Genomic DNA, 25,754 nt, shown 5'->3' on the forward strand with positions numbered 1-25,754 from the left:
GCCCCTTACCGGCAGCCCAACCGCCCCTTACCCGGGAGCCCGCCGCCCCTTCCCGAGGAGCCCTGATGGCCACCGACCTCACCGCGCCGGTCCCGAGCCGGATCGACGTCGCCCCGATCCAGCGCCGGACGGTGCGGCTGCTCTTCGTGACCCAGATCATCGGGGGCGTCGGCGTCACCATCGGTGTCACGGTCGGGGCGCTGCTCGCCGCCCGGATCGCCGGCACGGCGGTCGCCGGCCTGGCACAGAGCGCCGGGGTGGTGGGCGGCGCGCTGCTCGCCGTCCCGGTCACCCGGATCATGACGGGATACGGCCGCCGGCCCGGCCTGGTCACCGCGTACCTGGTCGGGGCCGCCGGGGGCGTGCTGGTGGTGCTCGCCGCGGTGACCCGCCAGGTGCCCCTGCTCTTCCTCGGCATGCTGCTGTTCGGCGGCGGCACGGCCGCCAATCTCCAGGCCCGCTACACGGCCGTCGACCTCGCCGAGCCGGCCCGCCGGGGCCGCCAGCTCTCCGTGGTCGTCTGGGCCACCACGGTCGGGGCGGTGGCCGCGCCGAACTTCGCCGCGCTCGCCGACCGGACCACCCGCGGCTGGGGCCTGCCGCCGCTGGCCGGCCCGTTCGCGTTCAGCGCCGTGGCGTTCACGCTCGCCGCCGGCGTACTGCTGGCGCTGTTGCGGCCCGACCCGCTGCTCACCGCGCGCCGGCTCGCGGCGGCCGAGGCCCCAGAGGCCTCCGAGGCCGCCGGGAGGCCGGCGGCGACCGGTCGGCGCGGGGCGGGCATGCGGGTGGCCTGGCGGGTGGTCCGCGCGCGGCCGGCGGCCCGGCTGGGCATCGCCGCCGTCGCGGTCGGCCACCTGGTGATGGTCGCGGTGATGTCGATGACCCCGGTACGCCTCGGCGAGTACCACTCCGACGCCGCCGTGCTCGGGGTGGTCGGGGTCGTGCTCAGCCTGCACATCGCCGGGATGTACGCCCTCTCCCCGGTGGTCGGCTGGCTCACCGACCGGCTCGGCCGACGCCCGGTGATCCTCGGCGGCCTGGCGGTGCTGCTGGCCGCCTGCGCGGTGGCGGGCGTCTCCGGGCACCACACGCCGGGGCTCTCGGTCGGTCTGGTCCTGCTGGGTTTGGGCTGGTCCGGGACGATGGTGGCCGGGTCCACCCTGCTGTCGGAGTCGGTGCCGGCCGCCGTGCGGCCCAGCGTGCAGGGGCTCTCCGACCTGACGATGGGCCTGGCCGGGGCCGCCGCCGGCGCGGTGAGCGGGTTCGTCATGCAGGTGGCCGGGTATCCGATGCTCACCCTGCTGGCGGCGATCGCGACGGTGCCCCTGCTGGCGCTAGCGTTGCGTCCGGCGTCCGTACCGGCGCCGGACGAGGAGGACCGACAGTGCGACTGACCGACTTCTGGACCCGGCTGGAGGAGGTGTTCGGGCCGGGCTACGCGGCCAGCATCGCCTCGGACCAGGTGCTGTCCCAGCTCGGTGGGCGGACCATCGAGCAGGCGCTGAAATCGGGTGACCAGACCCACGTGGTGTGGCGTGCGGTGGTCGCCGCGTACCCCGACCGGGTGCCTGCGCGCCTACGCTGAGCAGCCATTTCCTCCGGCCTGCGTGTCGCTTGCCGAGTCGTACACCTGTTCGGCTATTGTCCACAGCGGGGTGCTTGTCCACAGGTCGCGGCCGGTCGGCTGGTGTTCTGTCGGACCCAGCGCCTAGCGTGTCCGCGTGACGAGAAGCTCAGCAGCAAAGACGCCGGCGAAGGCAGGGATGGCAACGATGGCGACAGGTCCTGACCGGGAGAAGGCGCTCGACCTTGCTCTCGCCCAGATCGACAAGCAGTTCGGCAAGGGCTCGGTGATGCGGCTGGGAGAGCGGCCGGTCGTCCAGACCTCGGTCATCACGACCGGTTCCATCGCGCTCGATGTGGCGCTCGGCGTGGGCGGCCTGCCCCGCGGCCGGGTCGTCGAGATCTACGGTCCGGAATCCAGCGGTAAGACGACGGTGGCCCTGCACGCGGTGGCCAGCGCCCAGCGGGCCGGCGGCATCGCCGCCTTCGTCGACGCCGAGCACGCGCTCGACCCGGACTACGCGAAGGCCCTCGGCGTCGACACCGATGCCCTGCTGGTCTCCCAGCCGGACACCGGCGAGCAGGCGCTGGAGATCGTGGACATGCTGGTCCGCTCCGGCGCGATCGACATCATCGTGATCGACTCGGTGGCGGCCCTGGTGCCGCGCGCCGAGATCGAGGGCGAGATGGGCGACAGCCACGTGGGCCTCCAGGCCCGGCTGATGAGCCAGGCGCTGCGGAAGATCACCGGTGTGCTCAGCAACACCGGCACCACGGCGATCTTCATCAACCAGCTCCGCGAGAAGATCGGGGTCATGTTCGGCAGCCCGGAGACCACGACCGGTGGCCGGGCGCTGAAGTTCTACGCCTCGGTCCGGCTCGACGTGCGTCGCATCGAGAGCCTCAAGGACGGCACCGACGTGGTCGGTAACCGCACCCGGGTCAAGGTCGTGAAGAACAAGGTCGCCGCGCCGTTCAAGCAGGCCGAGTTCGACATCATGTACGGCAAGGGCATCTCCCGCGAGGGCTCGCTCATCGACGTGGGCGTGGAGCAGGCGATCATCCGCAAGTCCGGCGCCTGGTACACGTACGACGGCGACCAGCTCGGCCAGGGCAAGGAGAAGGCCCGCGAGTTCCTCCGGGAGAACCCGGACGTGGCGGCCGAGATCGAGAAGAAGATCCTCGAGAAGCTCGGCGTCGGGGTCGGCGCGGGCGACGCCGCCGGTGGCCCGGAGCTGCCGCCGGTCGACTTCTGACCGGTAGCTGACCAGTGGCAGGACGACGCGCCCGCACGGGGCGGGGCTGGGATGCCGGCCCGCCCCGTGCGGGCCACGCCGACACTCCGCCCCGTCCCCGGCGTGGCCGCCCCGACCCGGCGACCGACCCGGAGGCCGGCGGGCAGGCCCCGCCCCGGGACGAGGCCGAGGTGGCGCGGGAGATCTGCCTGCGCCAGCTCGCCCTGCGCCCGCGCACCCGGGCCGAGCTGGCCGCCGCACTCGCCAAGCGGGGGATCTCCGAGGAGGTCTCCGCCGGAGTTCTCGACCGGTACGACGAGGTCGGCATCATCGACGACGCGGCCTTCGCTCGGGCCTGGGTGTCCAGCCGGCACACCGGCCGAGGGCTGGCCCGCCGGGCGCTCGCCAACGAGCTGCGCCGGCGCGGCGTGGACGGCGAGGTGGCCAGCGAGGCGCTCGGCGAGCTCGACGAGGAGACCGAGGCTGAGACGGCCCGGGTGCTGGTCGAGCGGAAGCTGCGCACCGCCCGGGGGGAGCCCGACGCGGTGTTCCGGCGGCTGGTCGGCATGCTCGCCCGCAAGGGCTATCCGCCCGGCGTGGCGATCCGGGCGGTGAAGGACGCGCTCGCCGCGCAGAGCGCCGAGGCGGCGGAGTTCGCCGACCGGATCGACGCCGACGCGCTCGCCGACGCGGAGGGCGACGTCGACCGGGACAGCCGTAGCCTCGACTGACCGGTGCGCCGACCGTGCGAGATGCTCGGCGGAGCGGTGGGTAGTTCGTCAAGAGGTGATCGGTGGGGAGGTGGCATCGATGTTGAAGGCGTGTCTCAACGGTGGCCGGAGCCGGGCCGAACACCCCGCCGTGCCGGTCACCCCGGCCGAGTTGGCCGCCGACGCGGCCCGCTGTGCCGCCCTCGGGGTCGCGGCGGTACACGTCCACCCACGCGACGCCGCAGGCGCGGAGTCACTCGACCCGGTGGCGGTCGACGCGGCGGTCGCCGCGCTGCGCGCCGCCTGCCCCGGGCTGCCGGTCGGCGTGAGCACCGGCGCGTGGATCGAGGCGGAACCGGCCGCCCGGGTGGCCGCCGTGCGGGCCTGGCGGGTGCCGCCCGACTTCGCGTCGGTCAACGCGCACGAGGCCGGCGCGGAGCAGGTGGCGGCGGCGCTGGTCGAGCGGGGCGTGGCTGTCGAGGCCGGCGTCTGGACCCTGGACGCCGTCCGGGCGTACCGGGGCTGGCGGGTGCCGGTCCTGCGGGTCCTCGTCGAGTGCATGGCCCCCGATCCGGCGGACGCGCTGGCCGACGCGGCCGGCATCCTCGCAGCCCTGCCGCCCGGTGGCCCGCCGGTGCTGCTGCACGCCGAGGGCCCGGCGGTGTGGTCGGTGCTCGCCGAGGCAGTCGGTCGCGGGCTCGACACCAGGATCGGGCTGGAGGACACCCTCGTGCTGCCGGGCGGCACGAGGGCCGCCGACAACGCCGCGCTGGTCGCCGCGGCCCTCGCGGGTGGAGCCCACTGAGCCCTCGCGGGCGGAGCCCACTGAGCCGAGCAGCGCCGAGGCCCCGACGGCGGGCGCGCCACGCCTCCTTTGTCCGGCAGTGTCCGGCGTCGGATCGGCGTTCGGTGACCCTCCAACTTCGCTCCGTTCGGGGGGTTTGATCATGAGTCCTTGACCAGACGGCCCCCGGAGACCTAGCCTCGCCATACAGGCTCACATTGCCCGACCAGCGCAGGCTAAGCGCACAACATAGATCGCGTAACAGAACGGCATCACTTTGGCCGGCTCGCCGGCCTGCGGTGCCAGCTCCGACAGGCCGGACCGGAGCTGGTGCGACAACTGCACCCGGCTGCCGACGATGCCTGCGGGCACCGCCGGTGGTGAGAGCTACCCATGGCCAGCCGCTCAGGTCGGGCGTCTCAGAGCCGCAGCGCGCGTGCCCATGGCACGAGCACTGCGGCGCCGACGTTCAGGGGAGGCGGCCATGGCGGGGTGGCACAGGTACACCGGTGGTCCCGGCGAGAGGGTCGTCGCTCGCGGCACACCGATGGGCGACGGGGTCGGCTGCGGCGCCGCGCACCGTGGCCTCCGACCTGGCGGCGCCCGACCCGGCGGCGCCCGAGCCGCCCGCGCCCGAGCCGTCTGCGCCGGCTCCTGTCCGGAAGACGCCCGGGTGGCACGCCGCAGTTCCGCCACCGGCGGTGCCACCGCCACCGCCACCAGCGGCGGCCGGGCCCGCCCGCTTGTCCCGGTCCGCCGGCTCGTTTCGGTCCGCCCGCTTGTCCCGGTCCGCCCGCTCGTTTCGGCCCGCGTCGCCGTGGCGGTGCGGCCGTGAACGCCTTCGACGTCGTCATCCTCGCCGTGGTGCTGGTGCTGGCCGTCGTGGTCGTCGGCGCGGTGCTGGTGGGGCTGCGCACGATGCGCCGGATCAGCGCCGCCCCCCGCCCCGAGGACCCGGCCTTCATGGCCGAGAAGGACCGCCAGGAGCAGTCCCTGGCCGCGTTGCGGAGCGCCGCCGACGAGGCGAACAGCACCATCGACGTCGCCAAGTCCGCCGCCGCGGCGGCGCGCGCCGAGGCCGCCGCGGCGAAGGCCGAGGCGAAGGCGGCCCGTTCAGAGGCCGGCCGGGTGCTCGACGGCGCCCGCGCCGAGGCGGACACCGTCCTGGAACGGGCCCACAAGCAGGCCGAGGCGGACGCCGAGCAACTGCGCACGGCGGCCCGGCGCAGCGGCGAACGCGAGGTGGCGGTGCTCGCCGCGACCACCCGGGAACAGGCCGCCGAGGTGGAGCGGCGGGCCGCCCGGATGGACGAGCGGGAGCGGTTGCACACCGAGGAGGTGGAGCGGTTTGCCGGCCGGGAGCGGCAGCTCACCGCCGCCAGCGCCGCCCTGGCCGTCCGGGAGTCCACGCTGGTCGAGCGGGAACAGGCCCTGACCGAGGCGGAGGAGCAGGGCCGGCGGGAGCTGGAGCGCGTCGCCGGGCTGACCGCCGAAGCCGCCCGCACGGAGCTGATCGAGGCGATCGAGACGCAGGCCAAGCGGGAGGCCGCCCTGCTGGTCCGGGACATCGAGTCGGACGCCCGCAGCACCGCCGAGCAGCGCGCCCGGCACATCGTCGTGGATGCCATCCAGCGGGTGGCCAGCGAGCAGACGGCCGAGAGCGTGGTCAGCGTCCTGCACCTGCCCGGGGACGAGATGAAGGGGCGGATCATCGGCCGGGAGGGGCGCAACATCCGCGCCTTCGAGTCGGTCACCGGGGTCAACCTGATCATCGACGACACCCCCGAGGCGGTGCTGCTCTCCTGCTTCGACCCGGTGCGACGCGAGGTCGGCCGGGTCACCCTGGAGAAGCTGGTGCTCGACGGCCGGATCCACCCGCACCGGATCGAGGAGGTCTACGACCTGGCCCGGCAGGAGGTGGAGCAGCTCTGCCGCCGGGCGGCCGAGGACGCCCTCGTCGAGGTCGGCATCACCGAGATCCACGACGAGATGGTCACCCTGCTCGGCCGGCTGCGCTACCGCACCTCGTACGGCCAGAACGTGCTGAAGCATCTCGTCGAGACCGCGCACATCGCCGGGATCATGGCCGCCGAGCTGCGGCTGGACGTGCCGACGATCAAGCGGTCGGCGTTCCTGCACGACATCGGCAAGGCGCTCACCCATGAGGTGGAGGGCAGTCACGCCATCATCGGTGCCGACCTGGCCCGCAAGTACGGCGAGAGCGAGGACGTCGTCCACGCCATCGAGGCGCACCACAACGAGGTGCCGCCGCAGACCGTCGAGGCCGTCCTCACCCAGGCGTCCGACGCCTGCTCCGGCGGCCGGCCGGGGGCCCGGCGGGAGAGCCTGGAGGCGTACGTCAAGCGGCTGGAGCGGATCGAGGAGATCGCGGCCGGGAAGATCGGCGTCGAGAAGGTCTTCGCCATGCAGGCGGGCCGGGAGGTCCGGGTGATGGTGAAGCCCGACGACGTCGACGACATCGGCGCGGCGGTGCTGGCCCGGGACGTGGCCAAGCAGATCGAGGAGGAGCTGACCTATCCGGGTCAGATCCGGGTGACCGTGGTGCGCGAGTCCCGGGTCACCGAGATCGCCCGCTGACCGGCCTGTCTGAGTTCTCCCGCCACAGCCACAGCCGCGCCAGCTCGTCCTCGGCCCGCTGCCAGGCAGCGCCCTGACTGCTCTCTCTGTAACCGCGTGATGACTCATTGGCATCGACTCATGCGATTCGTAGACTGCTCGGAGCCGGCAAGGTCAAAGGAGTGAATAGATTCGACTGCGAATCTACGAACCGCGCGGAACGTCTATCCTATCGTCCAATCATGAGTGGGGTACGAGCATGTCTTCTAGAGGGAAGAATTTAACCGCGGCTGCCTTTGCTGTGCTGAGTCTCGCAACAACCGGAGTGGTGGGAGCTGCCACCGCCGCGCCGGCGACTGCGGCTCCGGAATGCTGGACGACCCCACTAACGAACGACCGGGAAGTGTTGGGTCAGTGCGCTCAGGGCACCATCATCGGCCAGTACCGGGTAGTCATTAGGTGCGAGGAGAACAACGGGAGCCGCTACAGCCGCTACGGCGGCTGGGTCTACGCGCCCAGTATTTCCAAGGCAATCTGCGCCGAAGGCTCGTGGTGGGTGGATAAGTGGATTGAGTACCGCTGATCGACCCAGACGTCTTGTCTTGAACGTTGAACGTTTGTACTGTCACCGTCGCACCAGCATTAGGGGACAACCCGCCGAGAGCAGAGCAGGGAAAAGGCTACTCCGTCGCTCTAACAGCTGAGAAAAGGTCGTCCGGCAGGTCTGGACACTCAGGGTAACAACGACGCTGGTTCGGTCGGACCGCGAAGGATCGGACAGGGGCGGGGTCGCGCCGAGAAACTGAATGAGCGTTTCCCAGTAACGGTTCGTTGCGGTGCGTGACCATCGGGGTGTGGTCTGGGGGTGACTCGCCGAAGGGGTTGCGTTGCAGCGGAAAGACGCAGCACCCCGGTATGAAGGTGGTCCTACCACAGATCAACTTCATAGGGGTCCTGCGTGACAACGAGTGTCGCATACACCGCGCTGCTGACTGTGCGCGAGGAGACCGTGCTGTTCACCTCTGGCCTCCTTGAGGCTGAACGTCGACGGCGGGGCACCCGGACCGGGCGACGGTCGCTGGGCTGCTTCAAGCAGGCCGTTCTGCTCCTGCGCTGGTTCTTGGACGCCACCCGCTTGACGCAGTTGGCCGGTGACAACAACATCGGTCTGTCGACCGCCTACCGGTATCTGCACGAGGGCATCACCGTCCTCGCCGCCCGCCAGCCCGCCCTGCACTCGGCGCTGCTGGCGGCGAAGATGACGGAGGCGGGGTGCGGGGAATGAGAACATTCCCCGCACCCCGCCTCGTCGTGCAGGTCCACCGCGTCGTGGTCAGCCCTGTGGCTCGCCGACGGTGCCTCCGTCGGCCGGGGTCGAATCCCGGACGTTCTGCTTCGGGGCCCGGTACGCCCGACGGCTGCTGCGTCGGTCGAGCCAGCCCGCCAGCATGGTTATCAGAGAGTTGATCAGGATGTAGATCGCGGCAACGACGATCGCCGCCGCCACCACGTTGCCGTAGTTGGCCGATAGGTCGTTGACCCCGCGCTGGAGTAGTTCGGGGAAGGCCACGATGTAGCCGAGCGCGGTGTCTTTGAGCAGCACGACCAACTGGCTGACGATCACCGGCAGCATCGCCCGGGCGGCCTGCGGCACCAGGATGAGCTGCATGACCTGGCTCTTGCGCATGCCCACGGCGTAGGCGGCCTCGGACTGGCCCGTCGGGATCGACCGGACGCCGGCGCGGAACGCCTCGGCGAGCACCGATCCGTTGTAGAGGGTGAGGCCCACGACCACGGACCAGAACGCCGAGACGGGGCCCTGAATGAGGAACGGCACACCGTAGAAGATGAAGAAGATCATCAGCAGCAGCGGCACGGCCCGGAAGAACTCCACTACGATGCCAGACGGCACCCGGATCCACCAGCGTTCGGAGAGTCGCCCGACCGCGAAGAGGATGCCGAAGGCGAGCGACAGGAGCATCCCGGTGGCTGCGGCGAGGAGGGTCTGCCGTAGGCCGGGGATGATGAACTGGGTCCAGGTGTCCGGCTCGGTGAACGGCTGCCAGAGCTGACCTTCCCACTGACCGGCCTCGTCGAACTTGCGGTAGACCCACCAGAGCAGAACGACGAGGCCGACGCCGAAGGCGACGCTGAGCACCGCGTTGCGGGAGCGGGCGCGCGGTCCCGGGTGGTCGTACAGAACCGTGCTGCTCATCAGCGCTTCACCGCCAGTCGGTTGGCCAGCCAGCCGAAGAAGTAGCCGGTGGGGATCAGGAGCGCGGCGAAGGTGCCGGCGAACACCAGGAAGATCGGGATGACCGCGTCACCGTTGCTGTTGATCAGGTCCTTCATCACGCTCGAAGCTTCGATGAGGCCGATGGTGCCGACGATCGTCGCGTTCTTGCAAAGCGCGATGAGCACGCTGCCCAGCGGCGCCACCACCGCCCGCCCGGCCTGGGGCAGGATCACGATCCGCAGCGTCTGGAAGAACGTCAGCCCGACGGCCCGGGCCGCCTCCGCCTGGCCGGCGGGGACGGTGTTGATCCCGGAGCGCACCGCCTCGCAGACGAACGCGGCCGTGTAGACCGACAGGCCGACAACCCCCAGCCAGTAGTTGTTTAGGTTCAGGTCGTCGGAGAGGCTGAGCCCTAGCGTGGAGAAGAGGCCGAAATAGCAGAAGAAGATGATCAGTGTCAGCGGGGTGTTGCGGAAGATGTTGACCCAAGCGGTGCCCAGGCCGCGCAGCACCGGTACGGGTGAGACCCGGAACGCGGCGAGCAGCACGCCCAGCACCAGCGCGAAGAACGTCGACGCGCCGGTCAGCTTGAGGATCCACAGGAAGCCCGACACGTACGCGTCGAGGTTGGTCTGATCAGCGAACACGTGCATTCGTCGACTCCCGGGGCAGGTCGTCCGCGTCGTGACGGTCTGGGGTCGGCACCACGAGGGTGCCGGCCCCAGACTCCGTCAGACGCTGCCGCAGTTGGTCAGCTTGGTGGTGTCCAGCTCGGGCGCGGCCTTGCCGCTCTTGCCCAGCGTCGAGTCCCAGGCGGCCTTGTACGAGCCGTCCGAGGCGGCGGCCTTGAGGATCTCGTTGACCTTCTCGCAGCCGTCCTTGTCGTCCTTCTTCAGGCCAATTCCGTAGGGCTCGCTGGAGAAGGGCTTGCCGACCACCTTGAACTTGCCGGCGTACTGGTCCTGCGCGGCGTAGCCGGCCAGGATGATGTCGTCGGTCGTCACCGCGTCCACCTTGCGGTTCTCCAGCAGCGGCAGGCACTTCGAGTACGAGTCGAACTGCTGGAGTTTGGCCTTCGGGTGCTCGGTCTGGATCCGCTTGGCCGGGGTCGAGCCGGTCACCGAGCAGACCGTCTTGCCGTCCAGCCCTTCCGGCCCGACGAGCGTGGAGTCCGCGTTGACCAGCAGGTCCTGCCCGGCGATGAAGTACGGCCCGGCGAAGCTGATCTTCTGCTTGCGTTCGTCGTTGATCGTGTACGTTGCCACGACCAGGTCCACGGTGCCCTGCTGGATGAAGGGCTCGCGGTTGGCGGAGACGGTGGTCTTCCACTCGATGCTGCCGGCCTCGACGCCCAGGCCCTTCGCGATAATCTTGGCGATCTCGACGTCGAAGCCCTCGTACGTGCTGCCGGTCTGCAGGCCCAGGCCGGGCTGGTCCGCCTTGACGCCGATTACCAGCTTCTTCTGGTTCTGCGCCTTGCCGATGAGGCCCTTGCTGCCCGAACCGCCGGACTCGCCGTCGCCACCGCAGGCGGCCAGGCCGAGCGCCAGGGTGGCCGCTGCGGCGACTGCCGCCACGCGCTTCATACGCATACTGATCTCCTTCTACGTCGGAACCCACCAGGGGTGGCGCGCTCCAGGTACGGACGCCTAGTGCGTGAGGATCTTGGAGAGGAAGTCCCTGGCCCGCTCGCTGCGCGGGTTGGCGAAGAACTCGGCCGGGGGAGCGTCCTCGACGAGCTGGCCGTCGGCCATGAAGATGACCCGGTTGGCCGCGTGCCGGGCGAAGCCCATCTCGTGGGTGACCACGACCATGGTCATGCCCTCGCGGGCCAGCGAGGTCATGACGTCCAGCACCTCGCCCACCATCTCCGGGTCCAGCGCGCTGGTCGGCTCGTCGAAGAGCATCGCCTTGGGCTGCATGGCCAGCGCGCGGGCGATCGCCACCCGCTGCTGCTGGCCGCCGGAGAGCTGGGCGGGGAACTTGTCGGCCTGGTTGGCGATACCCACCCGGTCCAACAGGGCCAGCCCGCGTTCGCGCGCGCTCGCAGCCTTCTCCTTGCGGACCTTGACGGGCCCCAGGGTGACGTTCTCCAGGATGGTCTTGTGCGCGAAGAGGTTGAACGACTGGAAGACCATGCCGACCTCGCTGCGCAGCTTCGCCAGCGCCTTCCCCTCGGCCGGCAACGGCTGGCCGTCGAAGGTGATGCTGCCGGAGCTGATCGGCTCCAGCCGGTTGATCGTGCGGCAGAGGGTCGACTTCCCGGAGCCGGACGGGCCGATCACCACGACCACCTCGCCCTTGTCGACGGCGAGCGAGACGTCGTCCAGCACGTGCAGCGGCCCGAACCACTTGTTGACCGAGTCCAGCACGATGAGCGGTTCGCCCGTCGTCACGTCGTCCACCGTCCCTGTCGTCGTGTACGCCAGGGAGTCGGATGACCCCCGGTTTTGGCAACTTTAGGCGGGCCGACATGGCGGAACGCAACTCATCTGGTCACGGTGCGGTAACACCGGTAACGATCCGCTCCAGGAGTCCGAATTATGGAGCCGGACGGCCGGTGGGGTGGCGAGGGCCATCCCCTTCCGAGACCATGGGGGGATGACCGAACCGGTGCGTCTGACCGAGTACGCCCGCGGTGGCGGGTGCGCCTGCAAGATCCCGCCCGGCGAGCTGGAGGTGCTGGTCGCCGGCCTTGGTCCGGCCAGCGGCACGGCCGAGCTGCTGGTCGGTCTCGACCACGGCGACGACGCCGCGGTGGTCCGCCTCGACGAGCGGACCGGCCTGGTCAGCACCGCTGACTTCTTCACCCCGGTCGTCGACGACGCGTACGACTGGGGGCGGATCGCCGCCGCGAACGCGCTCTCCGACGTGTACGCCATGGGCGGCACCCCCCTCGTCGGGCTCAACCTGCTCTGCTGGCCCCGCGAGAAGCTCCCGCTGGAGCTGGCCCGGGAGGTGCTGCGCGGCGGCCAGGACGTGGCCCGCGAGGCCGGCTGCCACCTCTCCGGCGGGCACAGCGTCGACGACGACGGCCCGAAGTACGGCCTCGCGGTCACCGGGGTGGTCCGGCCGGAGGAGCTGATCACACTGGACGCCGGCCGGGCCGGGCTGCCGTTGTCGCTGACCAAGCCGCTCGGCGTGGGGGTGCTCAACACCCGGCACAAGGCCACGGGGGAGTGGTTCGCCGAGGCGGTCGCCTCGATGGCGGCGCTGAACCGGGACGCCGCCCGCGCGGCGGTCGCCGCCGGGGTCCGCTGCGGCACCGACGTGACCGGCTTCGGGCTGCTCGGGCACGCCTCGAAGCTGGCCCGGGCCAGCCGGCTGACGGTGGCGATCGACGCGGCCCGGGTGCCCTACCTGCCCGGCGCGCGGGACGCGGTCCGCGACGGGTACGTCAGCGGCGGCACCCGCCGCAACCTGGACTGGGTCGCCCCGTGGACGGACTTCGGCGCCGCCGGCGAGGCGGAGCGGCTGCTGCTGGCCGACGCCCAGACCTCGGGCGGGCTGCTGGTCGCCGGCGAGCTGCCGGGGGCCACGGTGATCGGTGAGCTGCTGCCGCGCGGCGAGCAACTCGTCGTGCTGCGCTGAACCGGGCCGTGGCACCGAGCCGACCCGTGCGGGCGGGTGTCGGGGCGCCGGTCGGGCACAATACCCGACAAACTGTCATCTTTCTGTCACTCCCCGCAACGGCAGGTCAGGAAATTTTGCCCGGAATGGTCACAGACCGGTAACTTGCGCCCGACTGAGGTCATATGCACCCCACCATCGTCATTAAGGCCCGATCCGGAGGCCGGTGGGACGAACGCAGCGAGGAGGCGGCATGACCGAGCTGTGGAACTGGAGAATCGACGGGGTAGCCCCGGTGGAGGTCTACCCGGCGCTGGCCGAGGCCCTGGGGCGGGTGGTGATGCCGCTCGCGGTGGCCGACCCCGCCCGGCTGCCCACGTACGCGGTGATCTGCGACGTCTGGCAGGCACCGGGGGAGTTCGGCACGATCGTGGACTGTTACGGGGTGCCCGAGAGCCTGCCCGAGCTGCCCGGCATCGCCGCGCTGGCCCGGCTGCTCGGCCGGAACTGCCTGCTGCGCGACGACACCCTCGACGCCGGCCGGCACCTGCTGGTCGCGCCCGACGGCACGATCCGCCCGGTGCACTTCGACGTCGCCGAGACCGACGACGGCGAGGTGCTGGGCAACCAGCGTCTCTGCACGCTGGCCCACCCCGGCTGCCGGGGCTGGTCCCGGTGCCACCGCTCCAGGTGGGCCCCGGACTCGGTCGTCCCGGCCCGGGCCGCCGCCTGACCCCACCCCCCACCCCGCCCCTACGCGCACTTTCACGGAATGTGTGGCCATGGCGTGCGCCGACACCACGCATTCCGTGAAAGTGCGCGCACCGGAATGCCGGGGAACACGCGGCCCGGCCGGGTCAGCCCTGGGCGGGCGGGTGCTGGCTCGCGCCGCGGACCACCAGTTGGTCCAGCAGGGTGGCGGTGGCCTCGGCGACGGCGGCCACCGCCGCGTCGAACGCCGCCGCGTTGTGCGCGGCCGGTGCCCGGAACCCGGAGATCTTCCGGACGTACTGCAACGCCGCCGCCTCGACGTCGGCCCGGGTCACCTCCGGCACGTACGGCTCACGCAAGGTCTTGATGCTTCGGCACACGGCTCCTCCTCGTTCGAGTTGATCGGCTCGCCCGGATACGCTGTCCGGGTCATGACTACCGCAGCCGTGGGCAGCCCGCGCACCTACCAGGTCCGCACGTACGGCTGCCAGATGAACGTGCACGACTCCGAGCGCATCTCCGGCCTGCTGGAACAGGCCGGCTACCTGCGCGCCGCCGAGGCCGACGACAACCCCGACGTGGTGGTGTTCAACACCTGCGCCGTCCGGGAGAACGCCGACAACCGGCTCTACGGCAACCTGGGTCACCTGCGCCCCGTGAAGGACAGGCATCCCGGGATGCAGATCGCCGTCGGCGGCTGCCTCGCCCAGAAGGACCGGAGCGACATCGTCCGCAGGGCCCCCTGGGTGGACGTGGTGTTCGGCACGCACAACATCGGCTCGCTGCCGGTGCTGCTGGAGCGGGCCCGGCACAACGCCGCCGCCGAGGTGGAGATCCTCGAATCCCTCGACGTCTTTCCCTCGACGCTGCCGACGCGGCGCGAGTCGACGTACGCCGGCTGGGTGTCGATCTCGGTGGGCTGCAACAACACGTGCACGTTCTGCATCGTGCCCTCCCTGCGCGGCAAGGAGAAGGACCGCCGCCCCGGCGACATCCTCTCCGAGGTCCGCGCCCTGGTCGACGAGGGTGTGCTGGAGGTGACCCTGCTCGGGCAGAACGTCAACTCCTACGGCGTCGAGTTCGGCGACCGGTACGCGTTCGGCAAGCTGCTGCGGGCCTGCGGGGACATCGACGGGCTGGAGCGGGTCCGGTTCACCAGCCCGCACCCGAAGGACTTCACCGACGACGTGATCGCCGCGATGGCCGAGACCCCGAACGTCTGCCCCTCGCTGCACATGCCGTTGCAGTCCGGCTCGGACGACGTGCTGAAGGCGATGCGCCGGTCGTACCGGTCGGAGAAGTACCTGGGGATCATCTCCAAGGTCCGGGCGGCGATGCCGGACGCGGCGATCACCACCGACATCATCGTCGGCTTCCCCGGCGAGACCGAGGCGGACTTCCAGCACACCCTGGACGTGGTCCGCGAGGCCCGGTTCTCCTCGGCGTTCACCTTCCAGTACTCCAAGCGCCCCGGCACCCCGGCCGCGACGATGGACGGTCAGCTCCCCAAGCAGGTGGTCCAGGAGCGGTACGAGCGGCTGATCGCCACGGTCGAGGAAATCACCTGGGCGGAGAACAAGCGGCTGGTCGGCGAGACCCTCGAGGTGCTGGTCGCCGTCGGCGAGGGCCGCAAGGACGAGCGCACCGGCCGGATGTCCGGCCGGGCCCGCGACGGCCGCCTCGTGCACTTCGCGACGGGCGTGGCCGGAGCGAACGGCCAACTCGGCGCGACGGGCTCGGTCGGGGCGAACGGCCAGCCCGGCGACGCGGGGGCCCCCGCCGGGCGGATCCGTCCCGGGGACGTCGTGCACACCACGGTCACGTACGCCGCCCCGCACCACCTCAACGCAGACGGCGAGCCGCTGTCGCACCGCCGCACCCGGGCCGGCGACGCCGCCGAGGCGGGTCGCTCCCCGCGTACCCCCGGGGTGTTGCTCGGCCTGCCCACGATCGGGGCGCCGGCCGCGGCCCCCGCGCCGACGACCGGCTGCGCCGCCCACTGACGCGATCGGGGCCCGCCGCACCGGCGGGCCCCGACCAGCCCACCCCACCCACCCCACCCCGGCACCCACGCAGTTTCTCGGAAAGAGTGGCCTGCGGCGCTGGCGAGGCCACTCTTTCTCTGAATTTGCGGGGATCCGCGGGTGGGGGCGTGGGACGGCGGAAGCCCCCGGTGCCGCGAGGGCGGCCGGGGGCTTCCGGGGGCAGGTTGGTCAGCCGGCCCGCTCGGCGAGCTGGAGGAACTGGCGCTTCGAGGCGAGCGCCTGCTCGGCGTCCTTGACCCGACGGGCGTCACCGGCGGCCTGGGCCCGGGCCAGCCGCTCCTCGGCCTCGGCGACCTGCACCCGCATCTGGGCCAGCAGCGGGTTGTCCTCCTTGGTGGTCCGCCGCCACGCGGAGTCCATCACCTCGCGGACCTTGTCGTCGATCGCGCGCAGCCGGCGCTCCAGCCCGGCCGCCGCCTCCCGAGGCACCCGGCCGGCCTCGTGCCACTGCGCCTGGATGTCCCGCAGCCTGGCCTGGGCGCTCTTCGGGTCGCTGTCGACGTTCAGCGCCTCCGCCTCGGCGAGCAGCGCCTGCTTGCGCTCCAGGTTGGACCGCTGCTCGTCGTCCCGGGCCGAGAAGACCTCGCTGCGCCGGGTGAAGAAGGCGTCCTGAGCCGCCCGGAACCGTTCCCAGAGCTTCTGCTCGGCCTCCTTGGAGGCGCGCGGGGCCGCCTTCCACTGGGTCATCAGGTCCTTGAGCTGGTTGGCTGTGGCCGCCCAGTCGGTGGACTCCTTCAGCTTGTCAGCCTCGGCGACCAGCTCCTCCTTGACCTGCTGAGCCTGCTTGCGCTCAGCGTCAAGGGTGGCGAAGTGGGCGCCCCGGCGGCGGGTGAAGGCGTCCCGCGCGGCGGCGAAGCGCTTCCACAGCTCACCGTCGGCCTTCTTGTCGACCCCGCGGACGGTCTTCCACTCGTCGAGGATCTCCTTGAGCCGGTCGCCCGCGGTCTTCCAGCCGGTCGACTCGGCGGCCAGCTTCTCCGCCTCCTCCACCAGGGCGGTCTTGCGGGCCAGCGCCTCGACCCGGGCCGCGTCCTTGGCGGCGCGGGCCTCGCCGGCCTTCTCCTCGGCGACCGCGGCGAGCTTGTCCAGCCGCGCGACCAGCGAGTCGATGTCGCCGACGACGTGCGCCTCGGCGAGCGAGGCGCGGATCCGGCGGATGGTGGTCAGCGATCCGCCGGCGTCAGCCGCGCCCGAGTTGAGCCGTGCTTCGGTCAGGTCCACCTCGGTGACCAGGTCCGCGAAGCGGCGGGCGAAATGGGCCAGCCCCTCCTCCGGGGCTCCCGCCTGCCAGGATCCGACCACCCGCTCGCCGTCGGCAGTCTTGACGTACACGGTGCCGTCAGCGTCCACCCGTCCGAAGGCCGTCCAGTCGCTCATGTGCCCATCCTCGATCTCCCGGCGTCGACGGGACAAAGCCCGTGATCGCCGCCACGGCGCAGCAAGTTACTCCCGGCATTGTCACAGGTCCGCCCCCGTCCGCGTCGAGCGCCTGTCGTCGACCGTGACCATACGGTGTCCTAGGGCCCGGATGGCCGGATCGGCGCGGGGACGCACCGGAGGGTCCGGCTACGGTGAACGGGTGCCTCTGGTCGCCGCCGCCGTCTGCCCCCACCCGCCCCTGATCGTGCCGGAAGTGGCCGGCGCCACAGCCGGCGAGCTGGACGAACTCCGCGCCGCCTGCGCCGCGGCCGTGGCCCGGCTGCTCGCCGCCGGGCCGGACGCGATCCTGCTGGTCGGCGCCGGGCCGGAGACCCGGTCGTTCCGGTCCGCCGACCACGGCTCGCTGCGGGCGTACGGGGTCGACTGGCGCATGCCGCTGTGGCGGGTCAACTGCGCGGGGGGCGAGCGCCTCCCGCTGAGCCTGACGATCGGCGCGTGGCTCCTCGGCCGCTCCGGCACCGAGCTGCCCCGGTTCGCGCACGCGATCGCCGCCGACGCCTCCCCGCAGGAGTGCGCCCGGGCCGGCGCCGAGTTGGTCGGTGCGGCGGACCACCGGGTGGCGCTGCTGGTGCTGGGTGACGGCTCGGCGTGCCGGGGGACGAAAGCACCCGGCTACGACGATCCGCGCGCGCAGGCGTACGACGACGGGGTGGCCCGGGCCCTGGCCGACGCGGACGCCGACGCCCTGCTCGGCCTCGACCCGGTGCTGTCGGCGGAGCTGCGGGCCGCCGGGCGGGCGCCCTGGCAGGTGCTGGCCGGCGCGGCCCGGGCGGCGGGCGGGGACTGGCGCGGCGCGCTGGGCTACCACCGGGCCCCCTACGGGGTCTCCTACTTCGTGGCCGACTGGGAGCCGGCGTGAGCACGGCGGACGCGGGCGGCGTCCCGCCCGGCACGGTGGTGGCGGTGGTCGGGCCGACGGCCGCCGGAAAGTCGGCGCTGAGCATCGCCCTCGCGCACGCCCTCGACGGGGAGGTGGTCAACGCCGACTCGATGCAGCTCTACCGGGGGATGGACATCGGCACCGCGAAGCTCACCCCGGCCGAGCGGGAGGGCGTGCCGCACCACCTGCTCGACATCTGGGAGGTGACCGAGCCGGCCAGCGTCGCCGAGTACCAGCGGCTGGCCCGCACGGCGGTCGACGACATCCTGGCCCGGGGCCGGGTGCCACTGCTGGTCGGCGGGTCCGGCTTGTACGTGCGGGCCGTGCTGGAGCGGTTCGAGTTCCCCGGCACCGACCCGGCCGTGCGGGAGCGCCTGGAGGCGGAGCTGGCCGAGACCGGCCCGGCACCCCTGCACGCGCGGCTGCGCGCGGCGGACCCGACCGCGGCCGAGGGCATCCTGCCCGGCAACGGCCGGCGGATCGTCCGCGCCCTGGAGGTGATCGAGCTGACCGGGGCGCCGTTCACCGCGTCCCTGCCCGAGCCCACCCCGTTCTACCCGTCCGTGCAGCTCGGGGTGGACCTGGACACCACGGCGCTGGACGAGCGGATCGCGCTGCGGGTGGACCGGATGTGGGCCGACGGACTGGTCGCCGAGACCCGGGCGCTGATCGGGCGCGGCCTGCCCGAGGGCCGCACGGCCAGCCGGGCGCTCGGCTACCAGCAGGTGCTGCGCCTGCTCGCCGGGGAGCTGACCGAGACCGGGGCGCACGACGAGACGGTCCGGGCCACCCGCCGGTTCGTCCGCCGGCAGCGCTCCTGGTTCCGCCGCGACCGGCGGATCCACTGGCTGGACTCCGCCGCCCCGGCCCTGGTCGCCGACGCCCTGCGTCTCGTCCCCGCCGCTGCGCGATGATGGGAGGCGTGGAGTTCACCAAGGGGCACGGCACCGGCAACGACTTCGTCATCCTTCCCGACCCGGACGGCGCGCTGGACCTGACCCCGGGGATGGTCGCCGCGCTGTGCGACCGTCGGCGGGGCCTCGGCGCGGATGGCGTCCTGCGGGTGGTGCGGGCCGCCAAGCACCCCGAGGGCGCCGCCCTGGCCGGCGACGCCGAGTGGTTCATGGACTACCGCAACGCCGACGGGTCGGTGGCCGAGATGTGCGGCAACGGTGCCCGGGTCTTCGTCCGCTACCTGCTGGAGACCGGGCTGGCCACGCCGTCCGGCGCGGCCCTGCCGGTGGCCACCCGGGCCGGCGTCGTGCGCGCGCTGGTCGAGGGTGACACGGTCTCGGTCGAGATGCGCCGCCCCCGGCTGTACGACGTGGCGACCGCCGCCCTGGGCGGGCTGACCCTGTCGGGCACCGCCGTGGACGTCGGCAACCCGCACCTGGTCTGCGCCGTCCCCGGCAGCCTGGACCTGGCCGGCCTGGACCTGACCAGGGCGCCGGTGTTCGACGCCGGGGTCTTCCCCGCCGGGGTGAACGTCGAGTTCACCGCGCCCGGCGACCCGGTCGGCGGCACCGACGTCCACGTGCTCATGCGGGTCTACGAGCGGGGGTCCGCCGAGACGTTGTCCTGCGGCACCGGCGCGTGCGCGGTCGCCGCGGTCGCCCTGCGCGACGCCGGCCGGGACGCCGGCACGGCGACGGTCGACGTCCCCGGCGGCCGCCTCACGGTCACGGTGACGGACGACTCCTGCTGGCTCGCCGGCCCAGCCCTCCTGATCGCCACCGGCACCCTGACCCTCCCCACCCCCTGACCCCCGGGGCAACCGGGGTCAGGGAGTGGCGCTGGCGGTGGCGGCGATCTCCGGGAGGTCGGCGGGGCCCGGGTCGGCGGCCGGGGGCGGGGCCGGGGACTGGGCGGCGGCGCGGACGGCGGCGGCGACCGCCGGGGCGACCCGGGAGTCGAAGACGCTGGGCACGATGACCGTCGGGTTGATCTTCTCCTCGCCGACCACGTCCGCGATCGCCCGGGCGGCGGCGATCGCCATCTCCTCGGTGAACTCCTCGGCGTGCGCGTCCAGCATGCCCCGGAACACGCCCGGGAAGGCGAGCACGTTGTTGATCTGATTCGGCTGGTCGGAGCGGCCGGTGGCCACCACGGCGGCGTGCTTGCGCGCCTCCCGGGGGTCGACCTCCGGGTCCGGGTTGGCCAGCGCGAAGACGATCGAGTCCTTGGCCATGGTGGCGATGTCGTCGCCGGTGAGCAGGTTCGGCGCGCTGACGCCGATGAACACGTCCGCGCCGCGCAGCGCCCCGGCCAGGTCGCCGGAGTAGTTCCCCTTGTTGGTGTTCTCCGCCAGCCACTGCCAGGCCGAGTTGAGCCCGGTCAGGCCGGGGTGCAGGGCGCCCTGCCGGTCGCACGCGACGATGTCGCCGACGCCCTGCCGCAGCAGCAGCTTCATGATCGCGGTGCCGGCCGCGCCGGCCCCGGAGACGACCACCCGGACGTCCGCGAGCTGCTTGCCCACCACGCGCAGCGCGTTGGTCAGCGCGGCCAGCACGCAGATCGCGGTGCCGTGCTGGTCGTCGTGGAAGACCGGGATGTCGAGCAGCTCACGCAGCCGGGCCTCGATCTCGAAGCAGCGCGGCGCGGCGATGTCCTCCAGGTTGATCCCGCCGTACGCGGGCGCGATCGCCTTGACGATCGCCACGATCTCGTCGGTGTCCTGGGTGTCCAGCACCACCGGCCACGCGTCCACCCCGCCGAAGCGCTTGAACAGCGCCGCCTTGCCCTCCATCACGGGCAGCGACGCGGCCGGCCCGAGGTTGCCCAGGCCGAGCACGGCCGAGCCGTCGCTGACCACCGCGACCGTGTTGCGCTTGATGGTCAGCCGGCGGGCGTCCGCCGGGTTCTCGGCGATCGCCATGCAGACCCGGGCCACCCCCGGGGTGTACGCCCGGGACAGCTCATCGCGGTTGCGCAGCGCCACCTTCGAGCTGACCTCGATCTTGCCGCCGAGGTGCAGCAGGAACGTGCGGTCGGAGACCTTGCGGACGTCCACCCCGTCGAGCGCGGTGAGCGCGTCGACCACCTGGTCGGCGTGGCCGGCGTCGGCGGTGTCGCAGGTCAGGTCGACGAGCACGTGGGTCGGGTCGGAGTCGACCACGTCCAGCGCGGTGACGATCGCCCCGGCCTCGCCGACCGAGGTGGTCAGCCGGCCGATCGAGGAGGCGTCCGCGGGCACGGCGATCCGGATGGTGATCGAGAACCCGGCACTCGGAAGTCGGGTGATGGCCACGGGATTGCCTCCGTCAACGCTGATCGGCGGAACGTATGTCGCCCCGCATTTCTACTCGCCCGCGCCGGTCGCGTCGCATTCGCCCCCACTTTTGGTGGTCCACGCGACGGGCATATAGCGGGTGCGTCTGGCGTTGCCACATGTCAGGATTGCTCGTACGCGACAGAAAGCCGTCGCTCAGTTACAGAACGGACAGGGAGGCGCACTTGCGCGACCAGGAGACCTACGTACCCCTCTCAGACGACGAAATCGACGCCACCACCGGGGGGTTCGAGCTGTCGGAGCGGCAGGCGCTGCGGCGGGTCCCTGGCCTCTCCACCGAGCTCACCGACGTCACCGAGGTCGAGTACCGCCAGCTCCGGCTGGAGCGGGTCGTCCTCGTCGGGGTCTGGACCGAGGGCAGCCAGACCGACGCCGAGAACTCCCTCACCGAGCTGGCGGCGCTGGCCGAGACGGCCGGCTCGCAGGTGCTCGAGGGGCTGATCCAGCGTCGCCACCGCCCCGACCCGGCGACGTACATCGGCCGGGGCAAGGTCGACGACCTCGGGTCGATGGTGCTCTCCTCCGGCGCCGACACGGTGATCTGCGACGGTGAGCTGTCCCCGTCCCAGCTCCGCAACCTGGAGCAGCGCACCAAGGTCAAGGTGGTCGACCGCACCGCGCTGATCCTCGACATCTTCGCCCAGCACGCCAAGAGCAAGGAGGGCAAGGCGCAGGTCGAGCTGGCCCAGCTCGAATACCTGCTGCCCCGGCTGCGCGGTTGGGGCGAGGCGCTGTCCCGGCAGGCCGGTGGCTCCGGCTCGGGCGCGGGCGGCGGTGTGGGCCTGCGCGGTCCCGGCGAGACCAAGCTGGAGATCGACCGGCGGCGCATCCGCATCCGCATCTCCCGGCTGCGCCGCGAGATCAAGGCCATGAAGACGGTACGCCAGACCAAGCGGGCCCGTCGCTCCCGCAACGCCGTCCCGGCCGTGGCGATCGCCGGCTACACCAACGCCGGCAAGTCCAGCCTGCTCAACCGGCTGACGGGGGCCGGAGTGCTGGTGGAGAACGCGCTGTTCGCCACCCTGGACCCGACCACCCGCAAGACCACCGCCCCCGACGGCCGGCTCTACACCCTCTCCGACACGGTCGGCTTCGTCCGGCACCTGCCGCACCAGATCGTCGAGGCGTTCCGCTCGACCCTGGAGGAGGTCGCCGAGTCCGACCTGGTGGTGCACGTCGTCGACGGCGCCCACCCGGACCCGGAGGAGCAGGTCCGGGCGGTCCGCAAGGTGCTCGCCGAGGTGGGCGCCGACCGGCTGCCCGAGCTGTTGGTGGTCAACAAGACCGACGTGGCCGACGAGGAGACCCTGCTGCGGCTCAAGCGCCTCTGGCCGGACGCCGTCTTCGCCTCGGCCCACTCGGGGCGGGGGATCGGCGAGGTTCGGGCTGCCATCGAGCAGCGGCTGCCCAGCCCGGCGGTGGAGTTCCGAGCGGTGCTCCCGTACGACCGGGGCGACCTGGTGGCCCGGGTGCACCGGCAGGGCGAGGTGCTCAGCACCGCCCACCTGCCTGAGGGCACGCTGCTGCACGTGCGGGTCGGTGAGGCGCTCGCCGCCGAGCTCACCCCGTACGCGGCGGAGGAGGCACCCGTCGCCGCCCACGCCCGGTGAGTGACCCCCCGGGGCCGGTACGCCGGCCCCGGGGATCGCGCTTCCGGCGGTGCGCGCGTCCCCGCCGGACCGGCGTCGACCGGGCCGCGCCTGCCCGCGCGGTTCCATGCCGCCCGTCGTGAGTGGCGACCGTCGGCGTCCCGGCGTAACCCTGGTATCCACGCGGGCATGCGACACTGACCCCATGCGCCGCGCTGTTTCCTCGGTCACGGTTGCCCTCGGCCTGTTTGGGGCGACCGTGGCGCTCTCCGGATCCTCCCTGGCCGCGCCCGCCCCCGGGGCCGCCGCGCCCCAGCCGACTCCCGGCAAGAAGCGCTGCACGATCGTCGACGAGCGGCTGCGGGAGATCTCCGGCCTGGTGGCCACGAAGAACGGCTACGTGGTGGTCAACGACGGCAGCGACGTCGAGAGCAACAAGCGGGTGTTCTTCCTCGACACCAAGTGCAAGCTGGCGAGGGAGCCGGTGCGCTACTCGGGTAAGGGGCCGCTCGACACCGAGGACCTGGCGCTCTCGCCGGACGGCGAGAAGCTGTGGATCGCCGACATCGGCGACAACCTCTCCAGCGCCCAGCGGCGCGAGCGGGTGGCAGTGTGGAGCATGCCGGCCGACGGGTCGGCCAAGCCGGTGCTGCACCGGCTCTCCTACCCCGAAAACAAGCCGCACGACGCCGAGGCGCTGCTGATCGGCGACGACGGCAAGCCGCTGATCATCACCAAGGTGGTCAGCGGCAAGGCCGAGATCTTCACCCCGTCGGGCAAGCTCAAGACCGGCGACACCGAACCGGTGCCGATGGCCAGGGCCGGCGAGGTGTCGCTGCCGAAGACGACCACCCCGAACATGCTGGGCGCATTGGGCCGGGTCGCCGTCACCGGTGCCGCCCGCTCGCCCGACGGCACGAAGGTCGTGCTGCGCACGTACGCGGACGCCTTCGAGTACGACGTGTCGAACGGCGACGTCGTCGGGGCGCTGACCGACGGCAAGCCCCGGGTGACCCCGCTGACGGACCCGTTCGGCGAGGCGATCTCCTACACCCCGGACGGCAAGTCGTTCGTCACGGTTTCCGACGGCGGTGAGCTGGCCCCGGACGACCCGATCGACATCCTGGCGTACGCCCCCTCCACCACCGGCGCCGAGGCGCTGACCGGAGACGACGCCGGCCCGTCCAAGCCGGCGGCCGGGAAGTCATGGACGGACGGGCTGAGCCTCGACCAGATCACGTACCTGATCGCCGCAGTCGGTGTGATCGGCGCGCTGATGGTCGGCGCGGGCATCTTCGGCATCGTGCGGGCGCGGAGGCGCCCCGCGCCGGCCGGCGCCCCGAAGGCCGGCCCGGACGTGCCGGAGCGGGACGAGTTCCCGCTGGACGACGGCCCGGACGGGTCCGGCTACGGCCGCCCCGCCGAGGGCCCGCCGCCGGGCGGGGACCGTTCGCGCGGCGGGGTCTACGGCGGCGTGCCGGCCGCCGGTGGTGTGTACGGCGGGGGCCCGCCTGCCGGCGGCCCGCCCCAGGCCCCTTCCCGCGGGGTCTACGGCGGCGGTGGCCGTCCCGGCGGCGGTGGTGGCGGTGGCCGTCCCGGCGGCGGTGGCGGTGGTGGCCGTCCCGGCGGTCGCGGTGGCCGTCCTCAGGGCGGCGAGGTCTATGGCGGCGGTGGCCGACCGGCCGGTGGCGGGTACGGCGGCGACCTGCCCGCCGCCGGCGGGCAGCCTCCGGGCGGGGCCCAGCCCGGCAGGGACAGCCGGCCGGTGCGCGGCGGGGTGTACGGCGGCGGGCGGGCCGAGCCGCCCCGACGGGGGCGGGACCCCCGCGACCCGCGCGACCCCCGCGCGGGCCGGCGCGAGGGCGGGCCCGACGACGGGCGGGGAGGCTACGGCGGCCAAGGGCCCGGCAGCGGTCGCGAGTACCGCGGCGACCGTTACTGACCGAGCGGCCTACTACCTACCGGCCCCGACTGGGCACCGGTCGCCAGCGGCGTGGTCGAGGATCCCTCGCCGGGGCTTTGCCGGGGCTTCGCCGGGGCGAGGGATCGCCCGGGCAGCGGCCGCGGTGGCGACCGCTGCCCGCCAGCTGTCAGATCCGGCGCAGGACGGCGACGACCCGGCCCATGATGGTGGCGTCGTCGCCGGGGATCGGGTCGAAAGCCGGGTTCTGTGGCATCAGCCAGACGTGGCCGTCCCGGTGGCGGTAGGTCTTCACCGTCGCCTCGCCGTCGAGCATCGCCGCGACGATCTCGCCGGAGTCGGCGGTCGGCTGCTGCCGGACCACCACCCAGTCCCCGTCGCAGATCGCGGCGTCGAGCATCGAGTCGCCCTTGACCTGGAGCATGAAGACCTCGCCCTCGCCCACCAGCTCGCGGGGGAGGGGGAAGATGTCCTCCACCGCCTGCTCGGCGAGGATCGGCCCACCGGCGGCGATCCGGCCCAGCATCGGCACGTACGCCGGGGTGGGCCGCTGCGAGCGGGACGCCTCGTCGTCGATCATGTCGCTGGGGGCCCGGACGTCCACCGCACGCGGCCGGTTCGGGTCGCGGCGCAGGAAGCCCTTCTTCTCCAGCTCCTTGAGCTGGTAGGCGACGCTGGACGGGGAGACGAGACCGACGGCCTCGCCGATCTCCCGCACGCTCGGCGGGTATCCGTGCCGATCGACCCAGGTGCGGATGAACTCCAGGATGCGGCGCTGTCGGGCGGTGAGATCGACCGTGGCCGGGTCGGGGAAGCTGCTGACCACCGGGGTGACCGCTCGCACGGCCGGCTGCCCGGTCCGGCTGCGCGCGGCGCGGGGGCGCCGAGTGGCCGGCGGACCCGCCTCGGCGATCTGCTGCGGGTTCTTCGGCCGGCTGGCCCGGTCCTCGGTCACGTCCGTCCTCCCTGGTCGGCGCTGGGTGCCTCGGCGGCTCGTGGTGCGCGCGGGGTGTGGCGACCGGGCGGGGCGGAACCCGCCGCGTCCGGTTGTTCTTGACCGTATAGGTGGGATCGGTCATTTTCAAACATCTGTACGACCTTCACCGGCGTGTCGGAGCGGGAAACCGGGAAATCCGAACGCCTGTTCTGGTAAATGATACGCGCCTCTCGAACACCAGTTCGAGCCCTCGCGTTCCCTGCCTGC

The 25,754-nt window shown here is 72.5% G+C and carries 22 protein-coding genes and 1 pseudogene; 15 read left to right on the top strand and 8 right to left on the bottom strand.

Annotated features, from left to right (window positions below):
- Positions 1 to 65: 65 nt before the first annotated feature.
- The 7 genes and pseudogenes from GVV04_RS13825 to GVV04_RS13855 form a co-directional block, all read left to right on the top strand.
- Positions 66 to 1,394 carry an MFS transporter gene (locus tag GVV04_RS13825; RefSeq protein ID WP_161688163.1) on the top strand — a complete coding sequence of 443 codons (1,329 nt, stop codon included), beginning with the start codon at positions 66 to 68 and terminating at the stop codon, positions 1,392 to 1,394.
- Entirely contained in the window at positions 1,385 to 1,585 is a 201-nt protein-coding gene (locus GVV04_RS13830) for a DUF3046 domain-containing protein (protein WP_161688164.1), read from the top strand. The genes GVV04_RS13825 and GVV04_RS13830 overlap by 10 nt, the downstream gene beginning before the upstream one ends.
- Before the next feature lie 187 nt (positions 1,586 to 1,772).
- The gene (gene recA / locus GVV04_RS13835; RefSeq protein ID WP_161688165.1) at positions 1,773 to 2,819 is read left to right on the top strand and encodes a recombinase RecA; all 1,047 of its coding nucleotides are present in this window, start codon (positions 1,773 to 1,775) and stop codon (positions 2,817 to 2,819) included.
- A gap of 14 nt (positions 2,820 to 2,833) precedes the next feature.
- Positions 2,834 to 3,529, top strand: a complete 696-nt coding sequence (locus GVV04_RS13840) for a regulatory protein RecX (RefSeq protein WP_161688166.1) — start codon at positions 2,834 to 2,836, stop codon at positions 3,527 to 3,529.
- A 79-nt stretch (positions 3,530 to 3,608) separates the two neighbouring features.
- The gene (locus GVV04_RS13845) at positions 3,609 to 4,313 is read left to right on the top strand and encodes a 3-keto-5-aminohexanoate cleavage protein (RefSeq protein ID WP_161688167.1); all 705 of its coding nucleotides are present in this window, start codon (positions 3,609 to 3,611) and stop codon (positions 4,311 to 4,313) included.
- Between the two features lie 810 nt (positions 4,314 to 5,123).
- Positions 5,124 to 6,890 carry a ribonuclease Y gene (gene rny / locus GVV04_RS13850; RefSeq protein WP_161688168.1) on the top strand — a complete coding sequence of 589 codons (1,767 nt, stop codon included), beginning with the start codon at positions 5,124 to 5,126 and terminating at the stop codon, positions 6,888 to 6,890.
- A 964-nt stretch (positions 6,891 to 7,854) separates the two neighbouring features.
- A pseudogene (locus tag GVV04_RS13855) lies at positions 7,855 to 8,127 on the top strand (IS5/IS1182 family transposase); the annotation flags it as partial.
- A 75-nt stretch (positions 8,128 to 8,202) separates the two neighbouring features.
- Here the strand turns inward: GVV04_RS13855 and GVV04_RS13860 are convergent.
- The 4 genes from GVV04_RS13860 to GVV04_RS13875 form a co-directional block, all read right to left on the bottom strand.
- Complete coding sequence (locus GVV04_RS13860) at positions 8,203 to 9,087, bottom strand: amino acid ABC transporter permease (RefSeq protein ID WP_161688426.1); 885 nt, start codon at positions 9,085 to 9,087, stop codon at positions 8,203 to 8,205.
- Positions 9,084 to 9,758, bottom strand: coding sequence for an amino acid ABC transporter permease (locus GVV04_RS13865; RefSeq protein ID WP_161688170.1), 675 nt, complete (start codon positions 9,756 to 9,758; stop codon positions 9,084 to 9,086). The genes GVV04_RS13860 and GVV04_RS13865 overlap by 4 nt, the downstream gene beginning before the upstream one ends.
- A gap of 78 nt (positions 9,759 to 9,836) precedes the next feature.
- The gene (locus tag GVV04_RS13870; protein ID WP_161688172.1) at positions 9,837 to 10,697 is read right to left on the bottom strand and encodes a glutamate ABC transporter substrate-binding protein; all 861 of its coding nucleotides are present in this window, start codon (positions 10,695 to 10,697) and stop codon (positions 9,837 to 9,839) included.
- A gap of 57 nt (positions 10,698 to 10,754) precedes the next feature.
- Positions 10,755 to 11,510: an amino acid ABC transporter ATP-binding protein gene (locus GVV04_RS13875; RefSeq protein WP_161688174.1), complete on the bottom strand. Its 756-nt coding sequence runs from the start codon at positions 11,508 to 11,510 to the stop codon at positions 10,755 to 10,757.
- A 196-nt stretch (positions 11,511 to 11,706) separates the two neighbouring features.
- Between GVV04_RS13875 and selD the strand changes: the two genes are divergently transcribed.
- Both selD and GVV04_RS13885 read left to right on the top strand, forming a co-directional pair.
- A complete protein-coding gene (selD, locus tag GVV04_RS13880) occupies positions 11,707 to 12,696 on the top strand; it encodes a selenide, water dikinase SelD (RefSeq protein WP_161688176.1) in 990 nt (329 codons plus the stop codon).
- Positions 12,697 to 12,928: 232 nt separating this feature from the next.
- Positions 12,929 to 13,408, top strand: coding sequence for a hypothetical protein (locus tag GVV04_RS13885; RefSeq protein ID WP_161688178.1), 480 nt, complete (start codon positions 12,929 to 12,931; stop codon positions 13,406 to 13,408).
- A gap of 124 nt (positions 13,409 to 13,532) precedes the next feature.
- On the opposite strand, the gene GVV04_RS34370 is transcribed toward GVV04_RS13885, so the two are convergent.
- Positions 13,533 to 13,766 (bottom strand): DUF2277 family protein, encoded by a 234-nt coding sequence (locus GVV04_RS34370; protein ID WP_161688180.1) that lies wholly within the window; start codon positions 13,764 to 13,766, stop codon positions 13,533 to 13,535.
- A gap of 51 nt (positions 13,767 to 13,817) precedes the next feature.
- Here GVV04_RS34370 and miaB point away from each other — a divergent pair, with 51 nt between their 5' ends.
- The gene (gene miaB, locus GVV04_RS13895) at positions 13,818 to 15,389 is read left to right on the top strand and encodes a tRNA (N6-isopentenyl adenosine(37)-C2)-methylthiotransferase MiaB (RefSeq protein ID WP_161688182.1); all 1,572 of its coding nucleotides are present in this window, start codon (positions 13,818 to 13,820) and stop codon (positions 15,387 to 15,389) included.
- A 210-nt stretch (positions 15,390 to 15,599) separates the two neighbouring features.
- Here miaB and GVV04_RS13900 read toward each other — a convergent pair whose 3' ends face one another.
- Complete coding sequence (locus GVV04_RS13900) at positions 15,600 to 16,808, bottom strand: DUF349 domain-containing protein (protein ID WP_161688184.1); 1,209 nt, start codon at positions 16,806 to 16,808, stop codon at positions 15,600 to 15,602.
- A gap of 151 nt (positions 16,809 to 16,959) precedes the next feature.
- On the opposite strand from GVV04_RS13900, the gene GVV04_RS13905 reads away from it, so the two are divergent.
- Genes GVV04_RS13905 through dapF form a run of 3 tightly spaced genes read left to right on the top strand, consistent with a single transcriptional unit; the run spans position 16,960 to position 19,513 of the window.
- The gene (locus GVV04_RS13905) at positions 16,960 to 17,730 is read left to right on the top strand and encodes a class III extradiol ring-cleavage dioxygenase family protein (RefSeq protein ID WP_201753323.1); all 771 of its coding nucleotides are present in this window, start codon (positions 16,960 to 16,962) and stop codon (positions 17,728 to 17,730) included.
- Positions 17,715 to 18,665 (top strand): tRNA (adenosine(37)-N6)-dimethylallyltransferase MiaA, encoded by a 951-nt coding sequence (gene miaA / locus GVV04_RS13910; RefSeq protein WP_201753529.1) that lies wholly within the window; start codon positions 17,715 to 17,717, stop codon positions 18,663 to 18,665. Before GVV04_RS13905 ends, miaA begins: the two co-directional genes overlap by 16 nt.
- Positions 18,666 to 18,673: 8 nt before the next feature.
- A complete protein-coding gene (gene dapF, locus GVV04_RS13915) occupies positions 18,674 to 19,513 on the top strand; it encodes a diaminopimelate epimerase (protein ID WP_161688188.1) in 840 nt (279 codons plus the stop codon).
- A gap of 18 nt (positions 19,514 to 19,531) precedes the next feature.
- Here dapF and GVV04_RS13920 read toward each other — a convergent pair whose 3' ends face one another.
- On the bottom strand, positions 19,532 to 20,998 hold the full coding sequence (locus GVV04_RS13920; RefSeq protein ID WP_161688190.1) for an NAD-dependent malic enzyme: 1,467 nt from the start codon (positions 20,996 to 20,998) through the stop codon (positions 19,532 to 19,534).
- A 206-nt stretch (positions 20,999 to 21,204) separates the two neighbouring features.
- On the opposite strand from GVV04_RS13920, the gene hflX reads away from it, so the two are divergent.
- On the top strand, positions 21,205 to 22,650 hold the full coding sequence (hflX, locus tag GVV04_RS13925; RefSeq protein WP_161688191.1) for a GTPase HflX: 1,446 nt from the start codon (positions 21,205 to 21,207) through the stop codon (positions 22,648 to 22,650).
- Positions 22,651 to 22,834: 184 nt separating this feature from the next.
- Positions 22,835 to 24,571, top strand: a complete 1,737-nt coding sequence (locus GVV04_RS33080; RefSeq protein WP_235965994.1) for a hypothetical protein — start codon at positions 22,835 to 22,837, stop codon at positions 24,569 to 24,571.
- 148 nt (positions 24,572 to 24,719) lie between these two features.
- Here GVV04_RS33080 and lexA read toward each other — a convergent pair whose 3' ends face one another.
- Complete coding sequence (lexA, locus tag GVV04_RS13930) at positions 24,720 to 25,505, bottom strand: transcriptional repressor LexA (protein WP_161688192.1); 786 nt, start codon at positions 25,503 to 25,505, stop codon at positions 24,720 to 24,722.
- Positions 25,506 to 25,754 lie beyond the last annotated feature (249 nt).

The sequence above is a fragment of the Micromonospora rubida genome, from assembly GCF_009908295.1.
Lineage (GTDB): Bacteria > Actinomycetota > Actinomycetes > Mycobacteriales > Micromonosporaceae > Micromonospora > Micromonospora rubida.